This is a genomic window from Butyricicoccus sp. AM32-19 (genome assembly GCF_003480365.1).
Classification (GTDB): domain Bacteria; phylum Bacillota; class Clostridia; order Oscillospirales; family Butyricicoccaceae; genus Agathobaculum; species Agathobaculum butyriciproducens.
Genome location: NZ_QUIX01000005.1, coordinates 132,473 through 154,121, shown reverse-complemented (window position 1 = coordinate 154,121; position 21,649 = coordinate 132,473). Strand labels below are relative to the sequence as shown.

Here is a 21,649-nt window from a genome sequence, read left to right as displayed (position 1 = left end):
TCGGCCTATCGGCATAGTCCAAGATTTTGTCCGCACCCCCTTAATCGAGTCTGCAAATAATTTTGCGCATAAATCTTGACAGGATCCCACTCGTCTGTATAATAATTTGACTGTGTGTATACACATTAACACAAAAAGAAGCCGCCAACTCGGAATGGGCAAGCGAGTTGGCGGCCAATTTTTTAGGATGTTTCGTATTCGAAAATTACTAACGTGTTACAAAAGTGTTGCAAAAATTTTTTTGCGTTTTCAAGGTGTTAGCCAGAGAAGATTATTCCCACTCAATCGTAGCCGGCGGCTTACTGGTAATATCATACACAATACGGTTTACGCCGACAACCTCGTTTACGATACGGCTGGAAGCCTTATCAAGCACCTCGTACGGGATGCGCGCCCAGTCAGCGGTCATGAAGTCGCTGGTGGTTACGCCGCGCAGCGCGAGTGCGTAATCGTAGGTGCGGCTGTCACCCATAACGCCTACGGTGCGGGTGTTGGTCAGAACGGCAAAATACTGGTTGATCTCCTTGTCCAGGCCTGCATTTGCGATCTCCTCGCGGAAGATTGCGTCTGCCTCACGCAGAATGTCGCACTTCTCCTTGGTGATCTCGCCGGTAATACGGATGCCGAGACCCGGACCCGGGAACGGCTGACGCATAACCAGCTGCTCGGACAGGCCCAGCTCAAAGCCGAGCTGACGAACTTCGTCCTTGAACAGCATGCGCAGCGGCTCAATGATCTCCTTGAAGTCCACAAAATCCGGCAGACCGCCTACGTTGTGGTGGCTCTTGATGACAGCGGCATCGTCCTTGCCGGACTCGATCACGTCCGGATAGATAGTGCCCTGTGCCAGATAGTCGATCTTGCCGACCTGCTCACCGATCTGCTTGCCCATCTTCTCAAACGTGCGGATGAACTGTGCGCCGATGGCCTTGCGCTTGTCCTCCGGATCGGTCAGACCCTTGAGCGCGCCGAGGAATGCGTCCTCCTCGTTCATGCGGATCAGGTTGATGTCCCACTTGGAGAAAGCTGCCTCAACCTCATCACCCTCGTTCTTGCGCATCAGACCGTGGTCTACGAATACGCAGGTCAGCTGATTGCCTACTGCCTCAGCCAGCAGAGCAGCTGCAACCGAGGAGTCAACGCCGCCGGACAGCGCCAGCAGAACCTTGCCGTCACCGACCTTCTCTCGGATGGCCTTGATGGAGCTGTTCTTGTAGTCACCCATGGTCCAGTCGCCCTTTGCATGGCAGACCTCGTACAGGAAGTTCTTCAGCATGAGCGAACCGTTCTCGGTGTGGTTTACCTCCGGATGGTACTGTACGCCGTAGAAGCCGCGCTTCTCGTCAGCGATGGCAGCAGTCGGGCACATATCGGTGTGAGCGACCAGTTCGAAGCCCTCCGGCACCTTTGCCATGTAGTCGCCGTGGCTCATCCAGGAAATGCCCTGCTCCGGCAGACCCTTGAACAGCTTGCAGTCCGTGTTGTAGAAGGTCTCGGTCTTGCCGTACTCGCGCGCAGTGTCCTCCTGTGCTGCGGTTACCTCGCCGCCGAGGGTATGCGCCATAAGCTGACAGCCGTAGCAGATGCCCAGAACCGGTACGCCCAGCTCGAACAGAGCCGGATCACACTTCGGGGATTTTTCCTCGTAAACGCTGTTCGGACCGCCGGTAAAGATGATGCCGATCGGATTGAGCGCCTTGATCTCCTCAATCGAGGTCTTATAGGGCTTAACCTCACAGTAAACATTATGTTCGCGGACGCGTCGTGCAATCAGCTGATTGTACTGACCGCCGAAGTCGAGCACCAGAACAAGCTGATGATTTTCCATCGCCAATCTCCTTTCTGTTTTCCCAATGTATATATAATAGAATTATGCCACATTTCTGCGTTTTCGGCAAGGGCTTTTGCGGAATTTTCCGTTTCCCGACAGGAAGAAAACATACACAGACCGGAATTCTGCCGATCCGGTATAAAATTTAACAGCCGCGTGCATACTTTCCGATAGAAGAAACGACCGGAAAGGGTGAAGGATTTTGAAAAACAGGCAGATTCGCATCATTGCGGTGCTGCTCGCAACCGTGCTCGCCTATGCGGGACTGATCGGCGCTGCCGCAGTAACTGCACAGGCGGCGGACAATGCACCGGTGGTGCAGCCGGTCACGGCGCAGACCTGCGTGGATATCGCCGTGGAGGCCAGGCTGTCCGCGACCGACGCGGATAACGACGTTGTGCTCTATCAACTGACCGAAAAGCCGCGGCTGGGCACAGCGAAGATCGAGGGCAGTACCTTATATTACACACCGGGCCGCAAAGCCGGACGCGACAGCTTCCGCTATACCGCCGTGGATGCCGAGGGCAATACAGCGCAGCCTGCCGCTATCACGATTGAAATCAAAAAGAATAAGACCGGACTCACCTACTCGGACATGGACGGTGATCCGGCACATTACGCGGCGATCTATCTGGCGCAGAAAGGCGTAATGACCGGAGAAACCATCGGCAGCTGTGCGTTTTTCCATCCCAGCCGAGCGGTAACACGCAGTGAGTTCATCGCCATGACAGCCGCCGCGGCAGACCTGTCCGTTGCGCCGACAGAACAGACCGATTTTGCGGACGACAGCGGACTTTCTGCGTGGGCCAAGCCGTATATCAGCGCCGCAGCCGCAAACGGACTGGTCAGCGGCTACGCGACCGCCTCCGGCGTGAGTGAGATTCGCGGCGAGAAACCCATCACAGTCGCTGAAGCCGGCGTGGTGCTCGATCACCTGCTTGACGGCACGCTGAGCGGTGTGCAGTACGCCTGGTCGATGTCCGACCATTCGCCGCAGGACTGGGCACAGCCGGCAATGAGCCGTCTTGAACGGGTCTCCGTGCTCACCTCGGCGCAGGCGCAGAATCCCGAAACTCCGCTCGACCGCCGAACGGCGTGCGAAATACTGTACCGCGCACTGATTTTGCTGGATTCTTGACGAAAATCAGCAGCAGTGATACAATAAAGCAGGGAGAAGCTTGGACTTCTCCCTGCTTTTTCTGATTTTGAAAGGACTGTATTCGTTTGCAGCAAATCGACTTTTCTCAGGGCAGCATCCGCCGCAGGATACTTGCGGTGGCCACACCGATGCTGATCGCGCAGCTGCTCAATCTGCTGTATAATATTGTAGACCGTATTTATATCGGCAAGATCCCCGGCGAGGGCACGCTTGCGCTGGCGAGTATCGGCTTGTGCTTCCCTTTTGTGACGCTCATTACCGCGTTTGCCAATTTGTTCGGACTGGGCGGTGCTCCGCTCTGCGCGATGGCGCGCGGCAAAGGCAACCGTGAAGGCGCACAAGGCATCATGGTCAACGCCGGCTTTATGTTGCTGCTGAGCGGTGCCGTGCTGACCGTGCTCGGCATCGCGTTCCATCGCCCGCTGCTGTACCTGTTCGGCGCCAGTGAGGTAACGTACCCGTATGCGTCCTCGTACATCGTGATTTACTTGCTCGGTACGCTATGCGTCATGCTGTCGCTCGGTCTCAATCCGTACATCAACTGTCAGGGCTTTGCCCGAATCGGCATGCTCACCGTGGCGCTCGGCGCGGCAGCCAACATCGTGCTCGACCCGATTTTCATTTTCGCACTGCACCTCGGCGTGCGCGGCGCTGCTATCGCAACCGTACTGTCGCAGTTTCTGTCTGCTGCATGGGTTGTCAAGTTTTTAACCGGCAAAAAAGCCGAGTTAAAGCTGGATTTCCGCGGTTTCTGTCCGGACTGGCACTGTATCCAGCACATTACCGTGCTCGGCATCGCCAGCTTTGTCATGTCGTTTACGGATATGCTCGTGCAGGTGGCGTGCAATTCCATGCTGCGCGGTTTCGGCGGAGACCTGTACATCAGCGTCATGACCGTACTTAACTCCGTGCGCCAGATCGCACAGACGCCGGTGCTCGCCATCGCGGATGGTGCATCTACCGCCATCAGCTACAACTACGGCGCCGGTCTGTACAAGCGCACCCGAGACGCTATCCGGTTTATGACGCAGATTGCTATCGGGTACACCATGCTTGTCTGGATGCTGGTCTCTCTCTTTCCTGCCCTGTTCATCCGCATTTTCAATCAGGACGCGGAACTGGTCGCGGCGGCTGTTCCGGCGCTGCACATTTACTTTTTCGGCTTTGTGATGATGGCGTTCCAGTATTCCGGTCAGAGTACGTTCCGCGCGTTGGGCCGGGCGAAATACGCGGTGTTCTTCTCTCTCTTGCGCAAGGCGTTCATTGTTGTGCCCCTGACTTTGCTGCTGCCGTACTGCTGGAATCTCGGCGTGAGCGGCGTATTTGCAGCAGAGCCGGTGTCCAACTGCATCGGCGGTCTGGCGTGCTACTTGACCATGCGGCATGTGGTGATGCCGGAGCTTAAAATGGAGAGTTGAAGATGGAGGATGGAGAATGAATAATCAGTCGCAGAACACTTCGTTTATTTTTCTGGATTTGGGACAGAACGGTCAGTGCCTGCTGTCTGTTCCGGCGTTTGTCGCCGAAAATGCGCGAGTCTATCAGGCTGAATTTGACAAATGGCTGCAGTCATCGACCGAGCATGATTACTGGGTTACTGCGCCGGACGGCACAAAGGCACTTTGCTTCGACGGCGCGGAAGCCTTTGTGGCGTGGCTCAATCAATATGTTCTGCAGGATTCCGAGGTCAAAGCACAGCGCATTCCAACGCTTTATTTTTAATAGGTAAACCCGAAAAGGGAGTCGGACAAATCCGGCTCCCTTTTCGGCATTGCGAGGGGAAATCAGCAGCACTTTCGCTGGAAGGACTTACAGTCGGTGCACTGATCCACCGTTGGATTAGCCTCGTGCGTGCCAACGGTAATGCTGTCCAGCGCACAGTAAGAAGCGGTCGGACAATGGTTTGCGCACTGCTCCACCGTGCAGTGGATAGACTTGTTGCAGCGATCGTTACTCATAGAGAATGACCTCCTTTTGTGATTTCGGTAATATTATCTCACTCGTTTCCACAAATTATACTTTGGAATTGCGGAAATGCTTTCCGTTGTGCTATACTAAAACAAAAACATTACAATAAAGGTTGTGACATCCATGCAAAAGGGAGATTCCGCGAAGCTCAAGCTGCTGCTGGCAGGCATTTCGGCGCGGCTGACCAAAAACCGCGATTTTTTGTGCAGGCAGACTGTACTCTGGTTTCCGGCAAAAAGAAATTTGACGCAAAGCTGTCCCGCGCGGACGAGGACTACACGCTGCATTTTCAGGGCAGCGACCGCCGCGTAGACGCGGCTGAATTCTGTACCTTCTTTGCCGAGCAGGCCGAGAAATACGACGAGAGCGTGCTCACCTACACCGAGCGCAGCACGGTTGTTACGCTGTCCGTGACGGCACGCGGCGTGCAGATGAAGCAGGCCGAGCGCGAAGCGACCGCCGAGGAAAAGGCGGCTGCCGCCAATCCGCTGCTCGACAGCGGCCGGCAGTACCTCATTCGTGTCGATCAGGCGGCAGCGCTGCTGCGCGAGATCGGCATCCTGACCGCAGACGGCAAGCTGAAAAACGACATGATCCGCAAGTACAATCAGATCGACCACTACGTCGAACTGGTTGCACCCATGTTCGAGCAGGACGACAGCGACGAAATTGTGCTGCTGGACTGCGCCTGCGGCAAATCCTACCTCAGCTTTGTCATGAATTACTATATCCACGAGGTGCTGCATCGTCGCTGCCGCGTTATCGGCGTGGATATCAAGGAGCACGTTATTGACGAGAGCCGTGCGATGGCGAAGCGTCTTGGCTACCACAACATGACATTCATCTGTGCGGATCTGCGGACGTATCAGCCGCCGAAAAACGTTACTGCTGTGATTTCGCTGCACGCGTGCGATATTGCGACCGACCTCGCGCTCGGTACGGCAATCCGCGCCAAGGCGAAATACATCGCGTGCGTGCCGTGCTGCCACAAGGAACTGCTCGATCAGTACACCATGCCCGGACTCGAGCCGCTGACCAAATTCGGCGTATTCAAGGCGCGCTTTAACGATGTGCTGACCGACAGCATGCGTGCGCTCAAACTGGAAGCCGAAGGCTACAAGGTGTCTGTCGTTGAGTATATTTCGCCGCTCGATACCCCGAAAAACCTGCTCATCCGCGCAACGCGAACCGGCAAGGTAAACAACCGCGCGAAAGCCGAGTACGATGCCGTGCGCCGCACGCTCGGCACGACCTCTGAGCTAGACCGTCGGTGCGCGGAACTCGACAACGAGTTTTTCGTCACCGATGAGGATTTGATGGGTTAATTCCCCGTTTTCCATGTGCATTTCAGACAATCTGCCGGATAGGTTCTTACTCTTTGAGCAAATCCGCACTACAATTTTTGTATACTCTCATGAAGGTGATGCCTGTGAAACCACCCGACAAAGGCCTGCTGCTTTCGTCGCGTGTGGACTTTACCATTCCATCTCCGTTTGCGCGGGAGCATCTGTAGTACCTTATCCAGTACGGACGCTACCATGGACCGCCGCCTTCCCCACCGGTATTACGTCACCGGGTCGACCGAGCTCCTCTGGTTTCACTTTTCCGGCGACGAAAGCACGGCTTATGTCCGGCTGCTGACCGGCGGCACCGGCATCTGCTTTGATGGGAATCATGAGATTCTCCCGTATTTTGAGCAGATTTTCTACTACGTAGACCAGCAGGTGTACCATGAGCACCGCATTTCGGTCGGCATCCAATCCGTACTGTGCTGTCTTGCCGCGCCGGACACCAAGCCGGATATTCCCAAGGTGATTCGTCCGGCGGTCGAGTATATCGCCGAGCACTTTCGGGAAGAGGCCACGCTCGAAACACTTGCCGATTTGTGCCATGTAAGTGTCACGCATCTCATTCGCTGTTTTGCCAGGTACATCGGCTTCCGTCCGCATGATTATCTGCAGGAGCAGCGTCTGCGTCACGCAAAGGTGCTGCTGACCGGTTCGGCGCTCTCCATCGAGCAGATCGCCGAGCAGAGCGGCTTCAACAGCGCAAGCCACTTTTCCCGCGTATTCCGCAGCCGCGAGAAAATGACGCCGAGTAAATTCCGCTCCATAAACTTCTGATGTTAATTTCTGCATAGAACAGGTTAATTTTCTGACGTAACTTTATGCAATTTTGTTCTATAATAGAGGCATAAAGTGAGCCACGCAGAACAAAAGGAGGCACAGATCATGGAGAAGAAAACGATTTCGGCAGGTATCATCGGTGCGGGCGGCTCTATCGGTCAGGAGCACCTCAAGCGACTGACCAAGCGGATCGACGGCGTTGCTGTCACCGCGCTGTACGATATCAATAAGGAAAAGACGGATGCGCTCGCTGCTGCATACGGTGCGGAGAGTATGGAGAGCGTGGACGCGCTCATCGCATCCGACAAGGTTGACGCTATCGTCATCACTGCGTGGGACGGCGTTCATGCCGAGATGACTAACAAGGCCATCGCAGCCGGCAAGCCGGTATTCTGCGAAAAGCCGTTGGCAACCACCAATGCGGACTGCGCCGAGATTGTCCGCATTGAGCAGGCTGCCGGCAGGAATCTGGTGCAGGTCGGCTTTATGCGCCGCTATGACCCGGATTACCGTAAGATCAAGGCCATTCTGGATTCCGGTGAGCTGGGCAAGCCGCTGATGGCGCACTGCATCAGCCGCACGCCGCGCATCGCAGCCGGATTTACCAACGCCATGCAGGTAACTAATGTGCTCATCCACGAGATCGACCAGTTTCGCTGGCTGTTTGGCGAGGAGCTTGTCCGCGGTCAAATGCTGGCGGCACGCAACACCGCGTTCGCTGCTGACGGTCTGAATGACCCACAGCTGGCGCTCATGTGGACCGAGAGCAACATCCTGATTGACGTGGAATGCTCGGTCAACAGCTATTACGGCTACGAGATCGGCATGGAAATTGTATGTGAAAAGGGCACAATCCGTCTGCCGCTGCCCGCAGAACCAATCGTCCGTTCGCGTCTCAAGGTCGGCAATGAGATTATAGACAACTGGGCAGAACGTTTCCCGAAGGCTTATGATAATGAGCTGCAGCACTGGATCAACCATCTGCGCGGCATTGAGCCGACCGCAGGTCCGGGCAGCAAGGACGGCTTTGCAGCCTGCTGCATCGCGGATGCAATGATCGCATCGCAGACCTCGGGAAAGGTAGCGGCCGTAAACTTTGATATGTAAAATGTAAGGAGCAATTATTTATGCTGAAATTTGGTATGATTGGCGGCGGGCTTGGTTCATACATCGGCAAATTCCACCGCTGGGGCGCTATGCTGGACGATTCCGCCGAGCTGGTCTGCGGCTGCTTCTCCCGCAGCATGGATAAGAACCGCGCGACCGCTGAGGCGTATCACCTGCCTGACACCAGCCGCGTGTATGCAGATTTCCGCGAAATGGCAGACAAGGAGTCCGCGCGTGAGGACGGTATTGATTTTGTCTCCATCATGACGGCAAACGATACGCATTACGAGATTGCAAAGTGCTTTCTTGAGCATGACATCCACGTTATATGCGACAAGCCGCTTGCGCTCCGCACTGAGGAAGCCGAGGAGCTTGCCCGCATTGCAGAGGAGCGCGGTCTGCTGTTCGGCATAACGTATTCGTACACCGGCTATGCGCTCATCCGTCAGGCGCGTGAGATGATTCGCGCAGGTGTAATCGGTGATATTCTGCACGTCCGCGTGCAGCATCCGGAGGACTGGGTCATTTCCGGTGCGGTTGACGGCAAGGTGGACACCTCGGCATGGCGTTTTCAGCCGAAAAAGGTCGGTTCCTCGCTGTGTGCAAACGATCTCGGCACACATGCAGAGCAGATGGTAACGCAGTTTACCGGTCTGCACGTCAAGCGCGTTCTGGCGATGATGGATACCTATCCGCGTGATCTGTCGCTCGATACCAATGTAAATGTGCTGATGGATTTCGGGGGCGGCGTAACCGGTACGCTCTGGGCATCCCAGATTGCGATTGGACACGAGTGTGACAGCGGCATCTACGTCATCGGCACCGAAGGCTCGCTCGAATGGACCGCGACCGACTGCGACCACCTGATCTACACGCCGCGCAGCCAGCCGAGTCAGCGGCTGTCCGCCGGTGCAGACTATCTGCTCGATGCCAGCACGCGGCTTTCCCGCGTCGGTGCAGGCCATAATGAAGGCTTTATCGAGGCGTTCTCGAATATTTACCGTTCGTTCTGCAATGTGCTCTCCGATCGCAAGGCAGGTCGTGAGAACACGACCGACACCTTTCCGACTGTGGAGGAAGGCGTGCTCGGCGTTCGCTTTGTCGAGGCCTGTGTGCGCAGCCATACGGCCGGAGGCGTCTGGATGGACGTATAAACAGCCCCATCCCTCTTTGACGGAAGTCCCCCTGTATTGAAGGTACAGAGGGACTTCTTAATGTAACACCCCGGAAAATCTCCGAATAGATTGATACTGAAGTTGCTTCAATTTTTGTTTGGAGGTAATATACATGGCTGAAAAAGTTTGCTGCCCGGGTCCTATCGGCGGCAATAACGGCAACAGTGCAGGCGGCTTCCGCGAAGCGGTCTGCGTCCACACCAAAAAGGTTTATGACTCCTGCCGCAGTAAGGAGTGCCTGCGTGACATTCGCGTGTATCTCACCCGCGATGCGCAGGAGCTGATCAATGCCGGCGGCATTGCATCTGTAAAGCCACGTGAAGCAGAACTGCTCTGCGTTTCTATTGATGTTGAGCGGATTCAGTTTAATCGAGGTTTCTACAGCGTTGATATCCGCTTTTTCTACCGCATTGAATGTGAAATCAGCTGCGTAATCGGTCGTCCGCGTATCGTGGACGGTCTGGCGGTATTTGACAAACGCGTTGTACTGTTCGGCGGTGAAGGCGGCGCGCGCATCTTTTCCTCGCAGTATATCGAGGACGGCCGCGATGTGCAGCTGCGGCCTGACAGCAACAAGCCGACTGCAGTCGTAGAAGTCGTTGATCCGATCATGCTGGACGCGCGTGTGGTAGCGCCGGAAACCAGCTGCAACTGCTGCTGCTGCGCTCTGCACGAAGTACCCCGTTCAATCTGCTCGTGCTTCGGCGGTGACGATCTCGTGCTCAGCAACGATGGCTATCAGCTGTTCGTAACCCTCGGTCAGTTCTCGATCATCCGGCTCGAGCGCGACATCCAATTGCTCATGCCCGCTTACGACGTATGTCTGCCGCGGCGCGACTGCTCGAACAGCGGTGTCGGCGGTGAGCAGGACCCGTGCGAGATCTTCTCGAGCTTTGACTTCCCTATCGACGCCTTTTTCCCGCCGCAGAGCGACAAGGCAGGCTGCCTGTTCACCGGCAGTGCCGGCGTAAATGACAATCGCAGCGGCTGCGGCTGCGGCAATAACAATTCCTGCAGCGGCAATAATTCCTGCAGATAATCATCTTTACCCGTTTACGCGCAGCAGTTGACATGCGGCTGATGGATAGCGTACAGCTCGAGATACTCCGGTTCGGGTCTCTTGACCGAAACTATGAATGTCAATGAATATTTGAGCCGCTACTTGTGTTACTATCAGAACCAGTAAATAGCCTTTCACTGCCGCACAAACCGTTCGATCTGCTGAAAAATTTCTCTATTGGTGCAAAAAGTCCCTCATCGACTGATGAGGGACTTTTCCTGTGCAGTTTTTTGGTTCTGAGACTTCGCTTAGTACGCGATGCCCCAGACAACCATCTTGTTTGCAGGCTTGCCACAGACCGGACAGGTATCTGCGATGTGCTCCTGCTCGAACGGCATGCAGCGGCTCGGCATACCGGTCTCTTCCTTGACCTTCTCCTCGCAGGCGAGGTCGCCGCACCACATGGACTTGATAAAGCCGGTGTGCTCAGCAAGGATGGACTTCATCTCGTCAAGAGACTTTGCGGTATAGGTATGCGCCTCGCGGTTTGCGAGCGCCTTCTCATACAGCGACTTCTGGATATCCTCCAGCAGTGCCGGAATGGTCTTTTCGAGATCCTCGAACTTAACAACGGTCTTTTCGCGGGTGTCGCGGCGAACCAGTACGCACTGACCCTCAGCGATATCGCGCGGACCAACCTCCAGACGAAGCGGAATGCCCTTCATCTCGTACTCGGCAAACTTCCAACCCGGGGTATTGTCGCTCAGGTCGATCTTGGCACGGATACCCGCTGCCTTGACCTGCTCGTACAGCTCGGTTGCCTTCTCCTTGACGCCTTCCTTGTGAGCCGCAACCGGAATAACAACCAGCTGGGTCGGAGCGATGCGCGGCGGCAGAACCAGACCCTCGTTATCACCGTGCGTCATGATGATCGCGCCGATGATACGGGTGGAAACGCCCCAAGAGGTCTGATACATATACTGCAGGGTGTTGTTCTTATCGGTGTACTGCATGCCGAATGCGCGTGCAAAGCCATCACCGAAGTAGTGCGAGGTACCGGACTGCAGAGCCTTGCAGTCGTGCATCATAGCCTCGATGGTGTAGGTATTCTCTGCACCGGCGAAGCGCTCCTTCTCGGTCTTTTCGCCCTTAACGACCGGAATGGCCAGCCATTCCTCGAAGAACTTCGCGTAGATGTTCAGCATGCGCAGAGTCTCTTCCATAGCCTCCTCAGCGGTAGCATGAACGGTATGACCCTCCTGCCACCAGAACTCACGGCTGCGCAGGAACGGACGGGTGGTCTTTTCCCAGCGGACAACCGAGCACCACTGGTTGTACAGCTTCGGCAGGTCGCGCCAGGAGCGAACGATCTTTGCGTAATGCTCGCAGAACAGCGTCTCCGAGGTCGGACGAACGCACAGACGCTCCTCCAGCTTGTCGTTGCCGCCGTGTGTTACCCATGCACACTCCGGCGCGAAGCCTTCAACGTGGTCGGCTTCCTTCTGCAGCAGGCTTTCCGGGATAAAGATCGGCATTGCCACGTTCTCGTGACCGGTCTCCTTGAACATGCCGTCCAGCGTGTGCTGGATGTTCTCCCACAGCGCCTGTGCGTACGGACGCATGATGATACAGCCCTTTACAGACGAATAATCGGCCATTTCAGCCTTTTTAACAATATCTGTGTACCACTGCGCGAAGTCCACGTCCATGGACGTGATCTCGCTGACCAGCTTTTTCTTTTCTGCCATTATTCTTCACCTTTCTGGTTCGCAATAATCTTATCTATTTTCTCTTGTTCGTTTTCCAGCGCATCGTTGCCCCAGATGTAGAATACATCATCGGTTGCCGACCGAACGGTAATATTTCCGTCTTTCAACAGGCAGGTATAGTGTCCGCTTCTATGGCCCTCTGTCGGAATAGCGATTGTGAAGCGAACAGCACCGCTTTTGACCGTCTTTACCTCGTCGATCAGAATGTCATCGAGTGTTGCAAGCGTGGTCTGCGTTCCATCCGGCGCGATACGCACGAGCATATCACCGGCCATGTATCCGATACCATCCGAATAGTATTCCGTCCGCTCAGATTTATCGCAGGAAACAGCATAATAAGCCCCATCGGCATCCTGCTTTACGCCGATGACCGGAGAGTCTGTCACCTGTACCAGACGGCCGTTCTCTTCGCGGTACAGCCCGGCTGTGCCCCAGAACAGCACACCGTCACTGCCAAATATCTGCGGTGCAAAATGCTTGCGCACCTCGGCATCATCCGACTGATACGCATTCGAGATGGTATAGCGGTCTGTCTTTTGACCGTCCCAGTTATACGCCGTCAGCACGGTCTCGTCCGCCGTACATTTCTGCGTAACAGTCATGCCGTCATCCGTCAGCCGGCAGATACCCGCTGCCACGCCCAACGGCTCCACCCCTGTTTCAGTGAGCTTATAACTGGTCGTCTCGTCCGTGCAGATGATGCAGCCGTGTGCGCTCTGATAAACAGTGCGTTCTGCCCGCTGCTGCTGTGCTTCGGTCAGAGTCAGTTCGGTTTTGACCGTATCGCTGCGTACCGAGCACAGCGAATACGTTTCCGTTTCCTTGTTGAATATCAACAGATAGTCGGTTTCTCCGGCGCTGCCGAGATATTCCACAGAACTTTCTTTCGGCAGCGAGAGCACTTGCGTCAGCGCCATCGTCTTGCTGTCCATGAAGTACAGGATCAAGTCCGACTGCCTCATATCACTCTGCGCATAACGGTCTGTACCGCTGACAGGCTGCACGCCATCAATCGGACACTGCGCCACTGTCACATCTGCAATCTGGCAGACGAATGGCGAAGCAATCAGGTTCCATTTGCCATCGTACTGGTAATCATTGCTGTAATCACGCGGCAGAACGTCCCATGCCGCATTTTTGAACTGTTCCGCCGTGAAAACGCCGTCGTCGATCAGCTTTTCCGCCACACTGCGGTCGCTTTCATCGCCATTTTTCGCGTAGTTCGTACTGAGCAGCCGCGCCGAGAGCGAAACCGCATCTCCGCGGATAAAGCCCTCCTCATCCGTCTGCCGTACCTCATCGTTATCGACAAAAGCCGTACCCTGATAGCTGTCCGCATCCAAATGTGCCCGCGTCAGAAAAATGCAATACTGGTCGCAGGTGACATTGCGCTGCGAGCCGTACAGTGTCGCGGAAACGCCCTTGGTCAAACCATTCTGATACAGCCAGCCGACGTATTTGTCCGCCCACTGCGGTACATCGGTAAACGGATGCTTCCAGTTTCCTGCCAGCGCGGTCTTTTCTGCGCCAAGCAGGCGGGTCAGCATCACCGAGGCCTCTGCGCGGGTCATGGATTTCTCCAGCGCAAAGCCCTTGTCGGTGCCTTTAAACAGCCCGAGATCGTAAAGCATCCGCGCCTGCGCTTCGGTATCGCCGGGATAGCTGTTGTTGATCGTACCAACCTGTGCCGCACCGGCGGCACAAGTCATCAGACCTGCCATCAGACACGCGAAAACAAATTTTTTCATGTTGCACCCTCCCTGCATACATGACAAAACTCTATGTACCTTTATTCTATTGTGACGGAGAACGGAATACTGCTTCCGCTCTCCGTTTTGCTGCTTACTTCAGCTTATTCTCAACCTCATATGCGAGCTTCTCGATAAACTCGCCGGTCTCCATAGCGGTGGTCTCGCCGGTCTTGCGGGTACGAACCGAGATAACACCCTTTTCCTCGTCCTTGTCGCCAATGACGATCATATACGGAACCTTGTGAACCTGTGCTTCGCGGATCTTATAGCCAATCTTCTCGTTACGCTCGTCCATGGTTACGCGGAAGCCCTTATCGGTCAGCTGCTTAACAACTTCCTGTGCGCACGGAATATTGCGGTCGGTCATCGGCATAACGCGAACCTGCTCCGGTGCCAGCCAGGTCGGGAATGCGCCTGCAAAATGCTCGGTGATAACGCCGATGAAGCGCTCAATAGAGCCGAGGACAACGCGGTGGATCATAACCGGACGGTGCTTCTCGCCGTCTGCGCCGGTGTACTCAAGCTCGAAACGCTCGGGCAGCTGCATATCCAGCTGGATGGTGCCGCACTGCCAGGTACGGCCGATGGAGTCTGCCAGATGGAAGTCCAGCTTCGGGCCGTAGAACGCGCCGTCGCCCTCGTTGACAACGTAGTCCTTGCCAATCTCAGTAATCGCTTCTGCGAGGGTCTTTTCCGCAAACTGCCAGTCCTTGAGGTCACCCATGTGATCCTCCGGCATGGTAGACAGCTCGATCTGATAGGTCAGACCGAAGGTGGAGTAAACCTCATCGAACAGACGGACAACGTTCTTGATCTCGTCCTTCATCTGGTCCCAGGTCATGAAGATGTGCGCGTCATCCTGCGTGAAGCAGCGCACACGGAACAGACCGTGCAGTGCGCCGGACAGCTCGTGGCGGTGTACAAGACCCAGCTCGCCGACACGCAGCGGCAGCTCCTTGTAGGAGTGCGGCTGAGCCTTGTAGACCAGCATGCCGCCCGGGCAGTTCATCGGCTTGATTGCGTAATCCTCGTCGTCGATGACGGTGGTGTACATATTCTGCTTGTAGTGATCCCAGTGACCGGAGCGCTCCCACAGCTTACGGTTGAGGATCATCGGAGTGGAGACCTCAACATAGCCGTAGCGCTTGTGAACCTCGCGCCAGTAGTCGATCAGGGTGTTCTTGAGGGTCATGCCGTTCGGCAGGAAGAACGGGAAACCGGGGCCTTCCTCGGTCAGCATGAACAGGCCGAGCTCCTTGCCCAGCTTGCGGTGGTCGCGCTTCTTCGCTTCCTCCAGCATGTTGAGGTACTGGTCGAGTTCGTCCTTCTTCGGGAATGCGGTGCCGTAAATACGCTGCAGCATCTTCTTGGAGGAATCGCCGCGCCAGTAAGCGCCGGTAACGTTCATCAGCTTGATGCCGTTGCCCTTTACGCGGCCGGTGGAGTCCAGATGCGGGCCTGCACACAGGTCAGTGAACTCGCCCTGCTTGTAGAAGGAAATGGTAGCGTCCTCCGGCAGATCGTTAATCAGCTCTACCTTGTACGGCTCCTCGCGCTCTTCCATGAACTTGATGGCTTCCGCGCGCGGCAGCTCGAAGCGCTCAAGCTTCTCCTTTTCCTTGCAGATCTTACGCATCTCTGCCTCGAGAGCATCGAGGTGCTCCTGCGTGAAGGAAAACGGCGCATCAAAATCGTAGTAGAAGCCGTTGTCGATGGACGGACCGATGGCCAGCTTGACCTCCGGATACAGGCGCTTTACTGCCTGCGCGAGAATGTGCGATACCGTGTGACGGTAGGTGTCTCGGTATTCCTTGTTCTCAAACGTGTACTTGTTATCTTCGGACACTTTTATTCAGACCTTTCTTGTGAATTAGTAGTTAGTAATTACTAATTAGATGTAACACATTACATTTTGCTGCACAGCAACAAAAAAGCGCTCACCCCTGGTAAATTCAGGGGTGAGCGCTTGCCCACGGTTCCACCCTGCTTGCAGCCCTTGCAGGACTGCCGCTCGGAGTTCTTAACGCGAACGACACGGCACAGCATACTGCGTTTTTCCGCTGTGCGGCTCGGGAATCGGTACTGTTTTCTCCGCATTGCGTGTGCTTGCAGCCGTGGCGCACGCTCTCTGCCAAATGCTTTTCGGAAAACAGGATTTCCGTCATTGCCTATAACTTAATAAATACAGACTTATTATAACGCTCATATCCGCACTTTGTCAACCGATTTCGCATGAAAAATGAGGAATTGAAAAATGCAGAATAGCATCATTCTCCATTTTCCATTCTCAATTCTCCATTACTGTGCCTTTGCCCTGGTAATTTTATCCGCAGCAAGCAAAATACCCAGCTTGCCCGATTCATACGTCAGGCCGCCCTGCATATAGCAGACATACGGCTCGCGCATCGGTGCATCGGCGGAAAGCTCAATGGACGCGCCCTGCACGAACGCGCCTGCAGCCATGATAACCTGATCATCATAACCCGGCATTGCCCACGGCTCCGGCGTTACATAGGAATCGACAGGCGCACCGGCCTGAATGCCCTCACAGAAGCGGCGCAGCGGGTCAGGCGCACCGAACGCGATGGTCTGGATGATGTCGTAACGCGGCTCCTCTGCCTTCGGGCTTACCTCGTAGCCGAGCTTTTCCATGACCTTTGCGCAGAACATCGCGGTCTTGATGGCCTGCATGGTAACGTGCGGCGCCATGAACAGGCCCTGATACAGCAGCCGGTTCTGACCCATCGTGCAGCCGCATTCACCGCCGATGCCGGGTGCGGTCAGCTTATAGGAGGCGTTCTCGACCAGATCCGCACGGCCTGCAATATAGCCGCCGGTCGGGGCCAGACCGCCGCCCGGGTTCTTGATGAGCGAGCCTGCGATGATGTCCGCACCGACCTGCGTCGGCTCGATCTCCTCGGTGAATTCGCCGTAGCAGTTATCGACCATGATGGCCGCAGTCGTATTGACCTCACGCACGGTCTTGCAGATTTCGCCGATTTCCTCGACGGAAAGCGTCTTGCGGACGCCGTAGCCGCGGCTGCGCTGAATGAATACCAGCTTGATATTCTCATCTGCCGCCGCTGCCTTGATGGCAGGCAGGTCAGGCTCGCCGTTCTTGAGGTCAACCTGCTTGTAGCCGATGCCGTAGCTTTTCATACTGCCGCAGTAATCGCCGGTGATCGTGTTCTGCAGCGTGTCATACGCCAGTCCGGTGACGGACAGCACGGTGTCGCCGGTCTTGACGGCGGAAAACATCGCGCAGGACAGCGCGTGTGTGCCGTTTACAAAGCCGATGCGCACGAGTGCTGCCTCGGTGCCGAAAATATCGGCGTAGATCTTGTCGAGCGTGTCACGGCCGTAGTCGTCGTAGCCGTAGCCGGTCGTACCGGCAAACAGGTTGTCGGATACACGGTTCTTCGCAAATGCCGCCAGCACCTTCTCGGTGTTGCGGTCACAGATCTCCTCGAGACGCTCGAAATACGGACGGATCTCGCGTTCAGCCTCACGGCCGAGCGCACGAATCTCCGGTGAAATCTTAATATATTCAGACATTTATGTGCAATCTCCTTCTATCAGAGTGAAGAGTGGAGAGTTAAGAGTGAAGATAGCGAAACGGTTTCGCTGTCTCTCCACTCTGCAATCTCCACTCTCCACTTTTTCTATATAACGCTTTCGCCGTCCGGCAGCGTAAACAATTCACTGTCCGGCGTTTCCGTGCTGATCTCGCTGACGGTGACTTTGCGCGTCAGGGTATCGCCGTCATAGAACGACGCCTGCGCCAACAAACCGCTGACCGTTGAAATGCCATATACACAGCGGTAGCCGTCCTGCTCAAATGTAACGACAATACACGGTTCACCGTTAATGTCCTGCCGACCGGCAGCAGTCAGCTGTACTTCATCAGCCAGAACATCCTCGTAAGTCGGCAGCATAGCAGCTGCATCATCGGTAAAATCGCCGGCTTTGCCCTGATATGCAATGCTGTCCCCTGCATTCCACGCATACACCTTGCCGTCCGGAACGCGAATCAGCGTAGACTGCACCTGATTGTCACTACCGAGTGTATCCGTGCGCATAACATTATCCCGCGCATAGCGATGGCAGTACAGAGCCGCCGAGCCGCCATCATAGTAGATCGTGTTCTCGATCCTGCTGCTGTATGCTGTCGGACGTGCGAGCGTCGCAATGACGGTCTTGGCGTTATTGATATCGATGGTAATATCATCCACGCTCTGCCCGGTGAGCAGCGCACTGCCTGTGCCAACCGTTGGCGAATCGCCCTCACTGCCGGGCAGGATAATGCCGGTGCTGCTGCCGTGCATCCAGCCGGAGGACAGCACAAAGCTGAGCACCACCAACAGCACGAGCACGGTAGCGCCCGCAGCCGCAATCTTCGGCGTAGTGTCCGGCAGATAGTGTTTCGGTGTGTGCTTCTCTTTTTTTACGGGTTTCACGGGTTAAACGGAGCCGGACCGTCCTCGCGCAGACCAAAATACTGCTCGATCGCCTGCACGATACGCTGCGAGGTCTTTCCGTCGCCGTACGGATTGACAGCGTGCGCCATTTTTTCGTAAGCGTCCTTATCGTCGAACAGCTCGCGCGCGAGCTTAACGATATTGGCCTGCTCCACGCCTGCCAGCTTGACCGTACCTGCCTCGATGGCCTCCGGACGCTCGGTCTCGCGGCGCAGCACCAGAACCGGCTTGCCGAGGCTGGGCGCCTCCTCCTGCAGTCCGCCGGAGTCGGTCATGATGAGATAGCAGCGTGCCATCAGGTTATGCATCTCGTCCACGGCCAGCGGATGGATGAGGTGAATGCGGTTATTGCCGCCGAGGAATTTCTCCGCAGTCTCGCGGACATACGGGCTGAGGTGCACCGGATAAACGAAATGTACATCCGGGTATGCCTCGCTCAGCTCGGCAATGGCGCGGCAGATATTCTCCATCGGCTCGCCGTAGTTCTCGCGGCGGTGCGCGGTAACGAGGACAACGCGGTTGTTCTCAAAATCCAGCGTCTTGAGCTGCTCATCACGGAACTCGAAATCCGGCTTTACGGTCATGTGGATCGCGTCAACAACCGTGTTGCCCATGACAAACACGCCGTCTGTGATACCTTCCTTCGCAAGATTATCACGGTTGCGCGGAGTCGGCGCAAAGTGCAGCGTTGCAATCTGACCGGTCAGCTTACGGTTCACTTCCTCCGGGAACGGGCTGTACTTATCATAGGTACGCAGACCGGCCTCTACATGACCGACCGGCACCTTGTGATAGAACGCCGCAAGCGCACCGGCAAAGGTGGTCGAGGTATCACCGTGGACGAGCACGATGTCCGGCTGTGCCTTTTCGAGCACCTCATCCAGACCGTGCAGGCTCTTCTCGGTAATGGTCGCCAGCGTCTGACGCGGCTGCATGATATTCAGGTCGTAATCCGGCTTGATGTCGAAAATATCGAGCACCTGATCGAGCATCTCACGGTGCTGCGCGGTAACACATACAATGGATTCGGTGTTTTCATTCTGCTCGAGCGCGTGCACCAGCGGCGCCATCTTAATGGCCTCCGGGCGGGTGCCGAAAACCGTCATTACCTTGATTTTATTCATCGTCTTTATCCTCCTTGTTTTCGGATGCGTGTTTGCTCCAGTGCTCCGCACCGTAAATGATGCATGCACCTACCAGAATTGCAGCCAAAACCGCCAGCAGCAGCACGATCGCCTTAACCTCGCCGGACGAGGTGAGCACCACGGCGGTAAGACCGAGCGTTGCGCTGATAGCGTACAGAATAGCAACCGCCTGCTTCTGGTTGAAGCCCATATCGATCAGCTTGTGATGCACATGGCCGCGGTCCGGACTCATCGGACTTCTGCCTGCCGCCACACGGCGGATGATGGCATTGGCTGTATCGAAAATCGGCAGGCCGAGAATCAGGAACGGCACCGCAAACGAGATGACTGCGTAGAATTTGAACAGACCCATGATGGACACGGTTGCCAGCATGTAACCGAGGAAGGTCGAGCCGGTGTCGCCCATGAAGATCTTAGCCGGGTTGAGGTTGTACGGCATAAAGCCGATGCACGCGCCGGCGAGCGCCGCCATCGTGATGGCAATCGGCATGTTGCCGGTCAGCAGCGCAACAGCAAGCATGGTAATCGCCGCAATGGACGAAACACCGACCGCAAGTCCGTCCAGACCGTCAATCAGGTTTACCGCATTCGTGATGCCGACAATCCAGATAATCGTGACCGGCACTGCCAGAATGCCGAGATGGACAAACGGCGTATCCGACAGCGGATTCAAATTGGTGAACAGACCAATCTGCAGGTCGCCGATGCAGACCGGAATAGCTGCCGCTACAATCTGCACCACGAATTTCAGCTTGGCGCCGAGCGCCAGCACATCATCGAAAATACCGAGTGCGACAATGATGGCCGCTCCGAGCAAGACGCACAGCATGGTCTCATCGAGCTGCCCGAAAATCAGAATCGAACACAGGAAGCCGCCGTAAATGGCCAGACCGCCCAGCCGCGGGATCGGCTTTTTGTGCATGCGGCGTGCATCCTTCGGCACGTCGATCGCGCCGACCTTATGTGCAAAATTCTTGACCGGCGGTGTGAAAAAATAGCTCAGCACGGCAGCTACGGCAAACGCTGCAATGATCGTGCCGATGACAATATATTCAGACATGGTTTACTCCCTTTTGGCTCAGCGTGCGACAAAGCCTACCTTTCGATAAACCTTATCCAGCGTTTTGCGCGCCAGATAAGAGGCCTTCTGTGCGCCCTCCTTGTAGACCTGCTCCAGATAATCCTTGTTGTTCAGCAGATCGGTGGTCTTTTCACGAATCGGACGCAGCAGCTCGACAACGGCCTCGCCGACTGCGGGCTTGAACTCACCGTAGCCCTTGCCGTCAAACTCGGCTGCCGCCTGTTCGATGGTCTTGCCGGTCGCCAGTGCGTAAATCTGCAGCAGGTTGGAAACACCCGGCTTGTTCTGCGGGTCAAAGATAATGCGGGAATCCGAGTCGGTAACCGCACGCTTGAACTTGCGCATAATATCCTCCGGCTTGTCCATCAGCAGGATGTAGCCGTTCGGATTCGGGTCGGACTTGCTCATTTTGCTGTTCGGGTCAACCAGGCTGGTAATCTTGGCACCCTCGCCAACCTTCGGGTAGTAGCCCTCCGGAATGGTAAAGGTGTTCGGATGCAGATTGTTGAAGCGGTTTGCAATGTCGCGGCAGATCTCGATGTGCTGGCTCTGATCCACGCCAACCGGAACAAGATCGGTCTGGTACAGCAGAATGTCTGCCGCCATCAGAACCGGATAGGTGAACAGACCGACATTGATGTTGTCCGCATGCTTGGCGGATTTGTCCTTGAACTGGGTCATGCGGGAAGCCTCGCCGAACATGGTGAAGCAGTTGAGCACCCACGCCAGCTCCGCATGCGCGGGCACATGGCTCTGGATGAACAGAATGCTCTTTTCCGGGTCCAGACCGCAGGCAATGTACTGCGCGATCAGTTCAAGCGTTGCACGGCGGAGCGCCGCAGGCTCCTGCCGGACCGTGATGGCGTGCTGATCGACCACGCAGTAAATGCAGTTGTACTGCTCCTGCAGGATTGGGAAATTGCGGATAGCACCCAAATAGTTACCCAGCGTCAGCTTGCCGGACGGCTGCACGCCGGAGAAAATCGTTTTCTTCTGGTTATCGCTCATGTATATACTTCCCTTGCTTAGAATTTTTCGGTTCAATTCACCCCGAAAGGT

At 55.7% G+C, this 21,649-nt stretch carries 18 protein-coding genes; 8 read left to right on the top strand and 10 right to left on the bottom strand.

Features of this window, described 5'->3' with window-relative positions; translation table 11 throughout:
• Positions 1 to 271 precede the first annotated feature (271 nt).
• Complete coding sequence (gene guaA, locus DW806_RS06575) at positions 272 to 1,828, bottom strand: glutamine-hydrolyzing GMP synthase (protein WP_117491254.1); 1,557 nt, start codon at positions 1,826 to 1,828, stop codon at positions 272 to 274.
• A 205-nt stretch (positions 1,829 to 2,033) separates the two neighbouring features.
• Between guaA and DW806_RS06570 the strand changes: the two genes are divergently transcribed.
• The 3 genes from DW806_RS06570 to DW806_RS06560 all read left to right on the top strand — a co-directional run bounded on the left by DW806_RS06570 (position 2,034) and on the right by DW806_RS06560 (position 4,712).
• Positions 2,034 to 2,969 (top strand): S-layer homology domain-containing protein, encoded by a 936-nt coding sequence (locus tag DW806_RS06570; RefSeq protein ID WP_118729483.1) that lies wholly within the window; start codon positions 2,034 to 2,036, stop codon positions 2,967 to 2,969.
• A gap of 86 nt (positions 2,970 to 3,055) precedes the next feature.
• On the top strand, positions 3,056 to 4,408 hold the full coding sequence (locus tag DW806_RS06565; RefSeq protein ID WP_407926632.1) for an MATE family efflux transporter: 1,353 nt from the start codon (positions 3,056 to 3,058) through the stop codon (positions 4,406 to 4,408).
• A 16-nt stretch (positions 4,409 to 4,424) separates the two neighbouring features.
• Positions 4,425 to 4,712 carry a hypothetical protein gene (locus DW806_RS06560; RefSeq protein WP_118729481.1) on the top strand — a complete coding sequence of 96 codons (288 nt, stop codon included), beginning with the start codon at positions 4,425 to 4,427 and terminating at the stop codon, positions 4,710 to 4,712.
• Between the two features lie 62 nt (positions 4,713 to 4,774).
• Here the strand turns inward: DW806_RS06560 and DW806_RS06555 are convergent, their stop codons facing one another.
• On the bottom strand, positions 4,775 to 4,948 hold the full coding sequence (locus DW806_RS06555; RefSeq protein WP_118285538.1) for a DUF1540 domain-containing protein: 174 nt from the start codon (positions 4,946 to 4,948) through the stop codon (positions 4,775 to 4,777).
• A 213-nt stretch (positions 4,949 to 5,161) separates the two neighbouring features.
• Here DW806_RS06555 and DW806_RS06550 point away from each other — a divergent pair, with 213 nt between their 5' ends.
• From DW806_RS06550 to DW806_RS06530, 5 genes are all read left to right on the top strand, one after another.
• A complete protein-coding gene (locus DW806_RS06550) occupies positions 5,162 to 6,283 on the top strand; it encodes a class I SAM-dependent methyltransferase (protein WP_118729480.1) in 1,122 nt (373 codons plus the stop codon).
• Between the two features lie 213 nt (positions 6,284 to 6,496).
• Positions 6,497 to 7,081 carry a helix-turn-helix domain-containing protein gene (locus DW806_RS06545; protein WP_118729479.1) on the top strand — a complete coding sequence of 195 codons (585 nt, stop codon included), beginning with the start codon at positions 6,497 to 6,499 and terminating at the stop codon, positions 7,079 to 7,081.
• 108 nt (positions 7,082 to 7,189) lie between these two features.
• Positions 7,190 to 8,191, top strand: coding sequence for a Gfo/Idh/MocA family protein (locus tag DW806_RS06540; protein ID WP_118729478.1), 1,002 nt, complete (start codon positions 7,190 to 7,192; stop codon positions 8,189 to 8,191).
• Between the two features lie 20 nt (positions 8,192 to 8,211).
• Complete coding sequence (locus DW806_RS06535) at positions 8,212 to 9,345, top strand: Gfo/Idh/MocA family protein (RefSeq protein ID WP_118729477.1); 1,134 nt, start codon at positions 8,212 to 8,214, stop codon at positions 9,343 to 9,345.
• 133 nt (positions 9,346 to 9,478) lie between these two features.
• Positions 9,479 to 10,405 carry a hypothetical protein gene (locus tag DW806_RS06530; RefSeq protein WP_118285535.1) on the top strand — a complete coding sequence of 309 codons (927 nt, stop codon included), beginning with the start codon at positions 9,479 to 9,481 and terminating at the stop codon, positions 10,403 to 10,405.
• A gap of 269 nt (positions 10,406 to 10,674) precedes the next feature.
• Here DW806_RS06530 and proS read toward each other — a convergent pair whose 3' ends face one another.
• From proS to trpS, 8 genes are all read right to left on the bottom strand, one after another.
• Complete coding sequence (gene proS / locus DW806_RS06525; RefSeq protein ID WP_110436840.1) at positions 10,675 to 12,114, bottom strand: proline--tRNA ligase; 1,440 nt, start codon at positions 12,112 to 12,114, stop codon at positions 10,675 to 10,677.
• The gene (locus DW806_RS06520) at positions 12,114 to 13,883 is read right to left on the bottom strand and encodes an S-layer homology domain-containing protein (protein ID WP_158578308.1); all 1,770 of its coding nucleotides are present in this window, start codon (positions 13,881 to 13,883) and stop codon (positions 12,114 to 12,116) included. Before DW806_RS06520 ends, proS begins: the two co-directional genes overlap by 1 nt.
• 94 nt (positions 13,884 to 13,977) lie before the next feature.
• The gene (gene thrS, locus DW806_RS06515; RefSeq protein ID WP_118358849.1) at positions 13,978 to 15,732 is read right to left on the bottom strand and encodes a threonine--tRNA ligase; all 1,755 of its coding nucleotides are present in this window, start codon (positions 15,730 to 15,732) and stop codon (positions 13,978 to 13,980) included.
• 452 nt (positions 15,733 to 16,184) lie between these two features.
• Entirely contained in the window at positions 16,185 to 17,441 is a 1,257-nt protein-coding gene (locus tag DW806_RS06510; protein ID WP_118729475.1) for a methionine gamma-lyase family protein, read from the bottom strand.
• Between the two features lie 107 nt (positions 17,442 to 17,548).
• Positions 17,549 to 18,343 carry a hypothetical protein gene (locus DW806_RS06505; protein ID WP_118729474.1) on the bottom strand — a complete coding sequence of 265 codons (795 nt, stop codon included), beginning with the start codon at positions 18,341 to 18,343 and terminating at the stop codon, positions 17,549 to 17,551.
• The gene (gene wecB / locus DW806_RS06500) at positions 18,340 to 19,488 is read right to left on the bottom strand and encodes a non-hydrolyzing UDP-N-acetylglucosamine 2-epimerase (RefSeq protein WP_118729473.1); all 1,149 of its coding nucleotides are present in this window, start codon (positions 19,486 to 19,488) and stop codon (positions 18,340 to 18,342) included. Before wecB ends, DW806_RS06505 begins: the two co-directional genes overlap by 4 nt.
• Positions 19,481 to 20,569 carry an MraY family glycosyltransferase gene (locus DW806_RS06495; RefSeq protein WP_117491700.1) on the bottom strand — a complete coding sequence of 363 codons (1,089 nt, stop codon included), beginning with the start codon at positions 20,567 to 20,569 and terminating at the stop codon, positions 19,481 to 19,483. Before DW806_RS06495 ends, wecB begins: the two co-directional genes overlap by 8 nt.
• A gap of 18 nt (positions 20,570 to 20,587) precedes the next feature.
• Positions 20,588 to 21,598 carry a tryptophan--tRNA ligase gene (trpS, locus tag DW806_RS06490; RefSeq protein WP_110436847.1) on the bottom strand — a complete coding sequence of 337 codons (1,011 nt, stop codon included), beginning with the start codon at positions 21,596 to 21,598 and terminating at the stop codon, positions 20,588 to 20,590.
• Positions 21,599 to 21,649: the final 51 nt, after the last annotated feature.

Excerpts from the sequence above, each read along its gene's own strand:
- guaA (WP_117491254.1), bottom strand. The coding sequence starts at position 1,828 with ATGGAAAATCATCAGCTTGTTCTGGTGCTCGACTTCGGCGGTCAGTAC.
- DW806_RS06560 (WP_118729481.1), top strand. The coding sequence starts at position 4,425 with ATGAATAATCAGTCGCAGAACACTTCGTTTATTTTTCTGGATTTGGGA.
- DW806_RS06555 (WP_118285538.1), bottom strand. The coding sequence starts at position 4,948 with ATGAGTAACGATCGCTGCAACAAGTCTATCCACTGCACGGTGGAGCAG.
- DW806_RS06545 (WP_118729479.1), top strand. The coding sequence starts at position 6,497 with ATGGACCGCCGCCTTCCCCACCGGTATTACGTCACCGGGTCGACCGAG.
- DW806_RS06540 (WP_118729478.1), top strand. The coding sequence starts at position 7,190 with ATGGAGAAGAAAACGATTTCGGCAGGTATCATCGGTGCGGGCGGCTCT.
- DW806_RS06535 (WP_118729477.1), top strand. The coding sequence starts at position 8,212 with ATGCTGAAATTTGGTATGATTGGCGGCGGGCTTGGTTCATACATCGGC.
- DW806_RS06530 (WP_118285535.1), top strand. The coding sequence starts at position 9,479 with ATGGCTGAAAAAGTTTGCTGCCCGGGTCCTATCGGCGGCAATAACGGC.
- proS (WP_110436840.1), bottom strand. The coding sequence starts at position 12,114 with ATGGCAGAAAAGAAAAAGCTGGTCAGCGAGATCACGTCCATGGACGTG.
- DW806_RS06520 (WP_158578308.1), bottom strand. The coding sequence starts at position 13,883 with ATGAAAAAATTTGTTTTCGCGTGTCTGATGGCAGGTCTGATGACTTGT.
- DW806_RS06510 (WP_118729475.1), bottom strand. The coding sequence starts at position 17,441 with ATGTCTGAATATATTAAGATTTCACCGGAGATTCGTGCGCTCGGCCGT.
- wecB (WP_118729473.1), bottom strand. The coding sequence starts at position 19,488 with ATGAATAAAATCAAGGTAATGACGGTTTTCGGCACCCGCCCGGAGGCC.
- DW806_RS06495 (WP_117491700.1), bottom strand. The coding sequence starts at position 20,569 with ATGTCTGAATATATTGTCATCGGCACGATCATTGCAGCGTTTGCCGTA.
- trpS (WP_110436847.1), bottom strand. The coding sequence starts at position 21,598 with ATGAGCGATAACCAGAAGAAAACGATTTTCTCCGGCGTGCAGCCGTCC.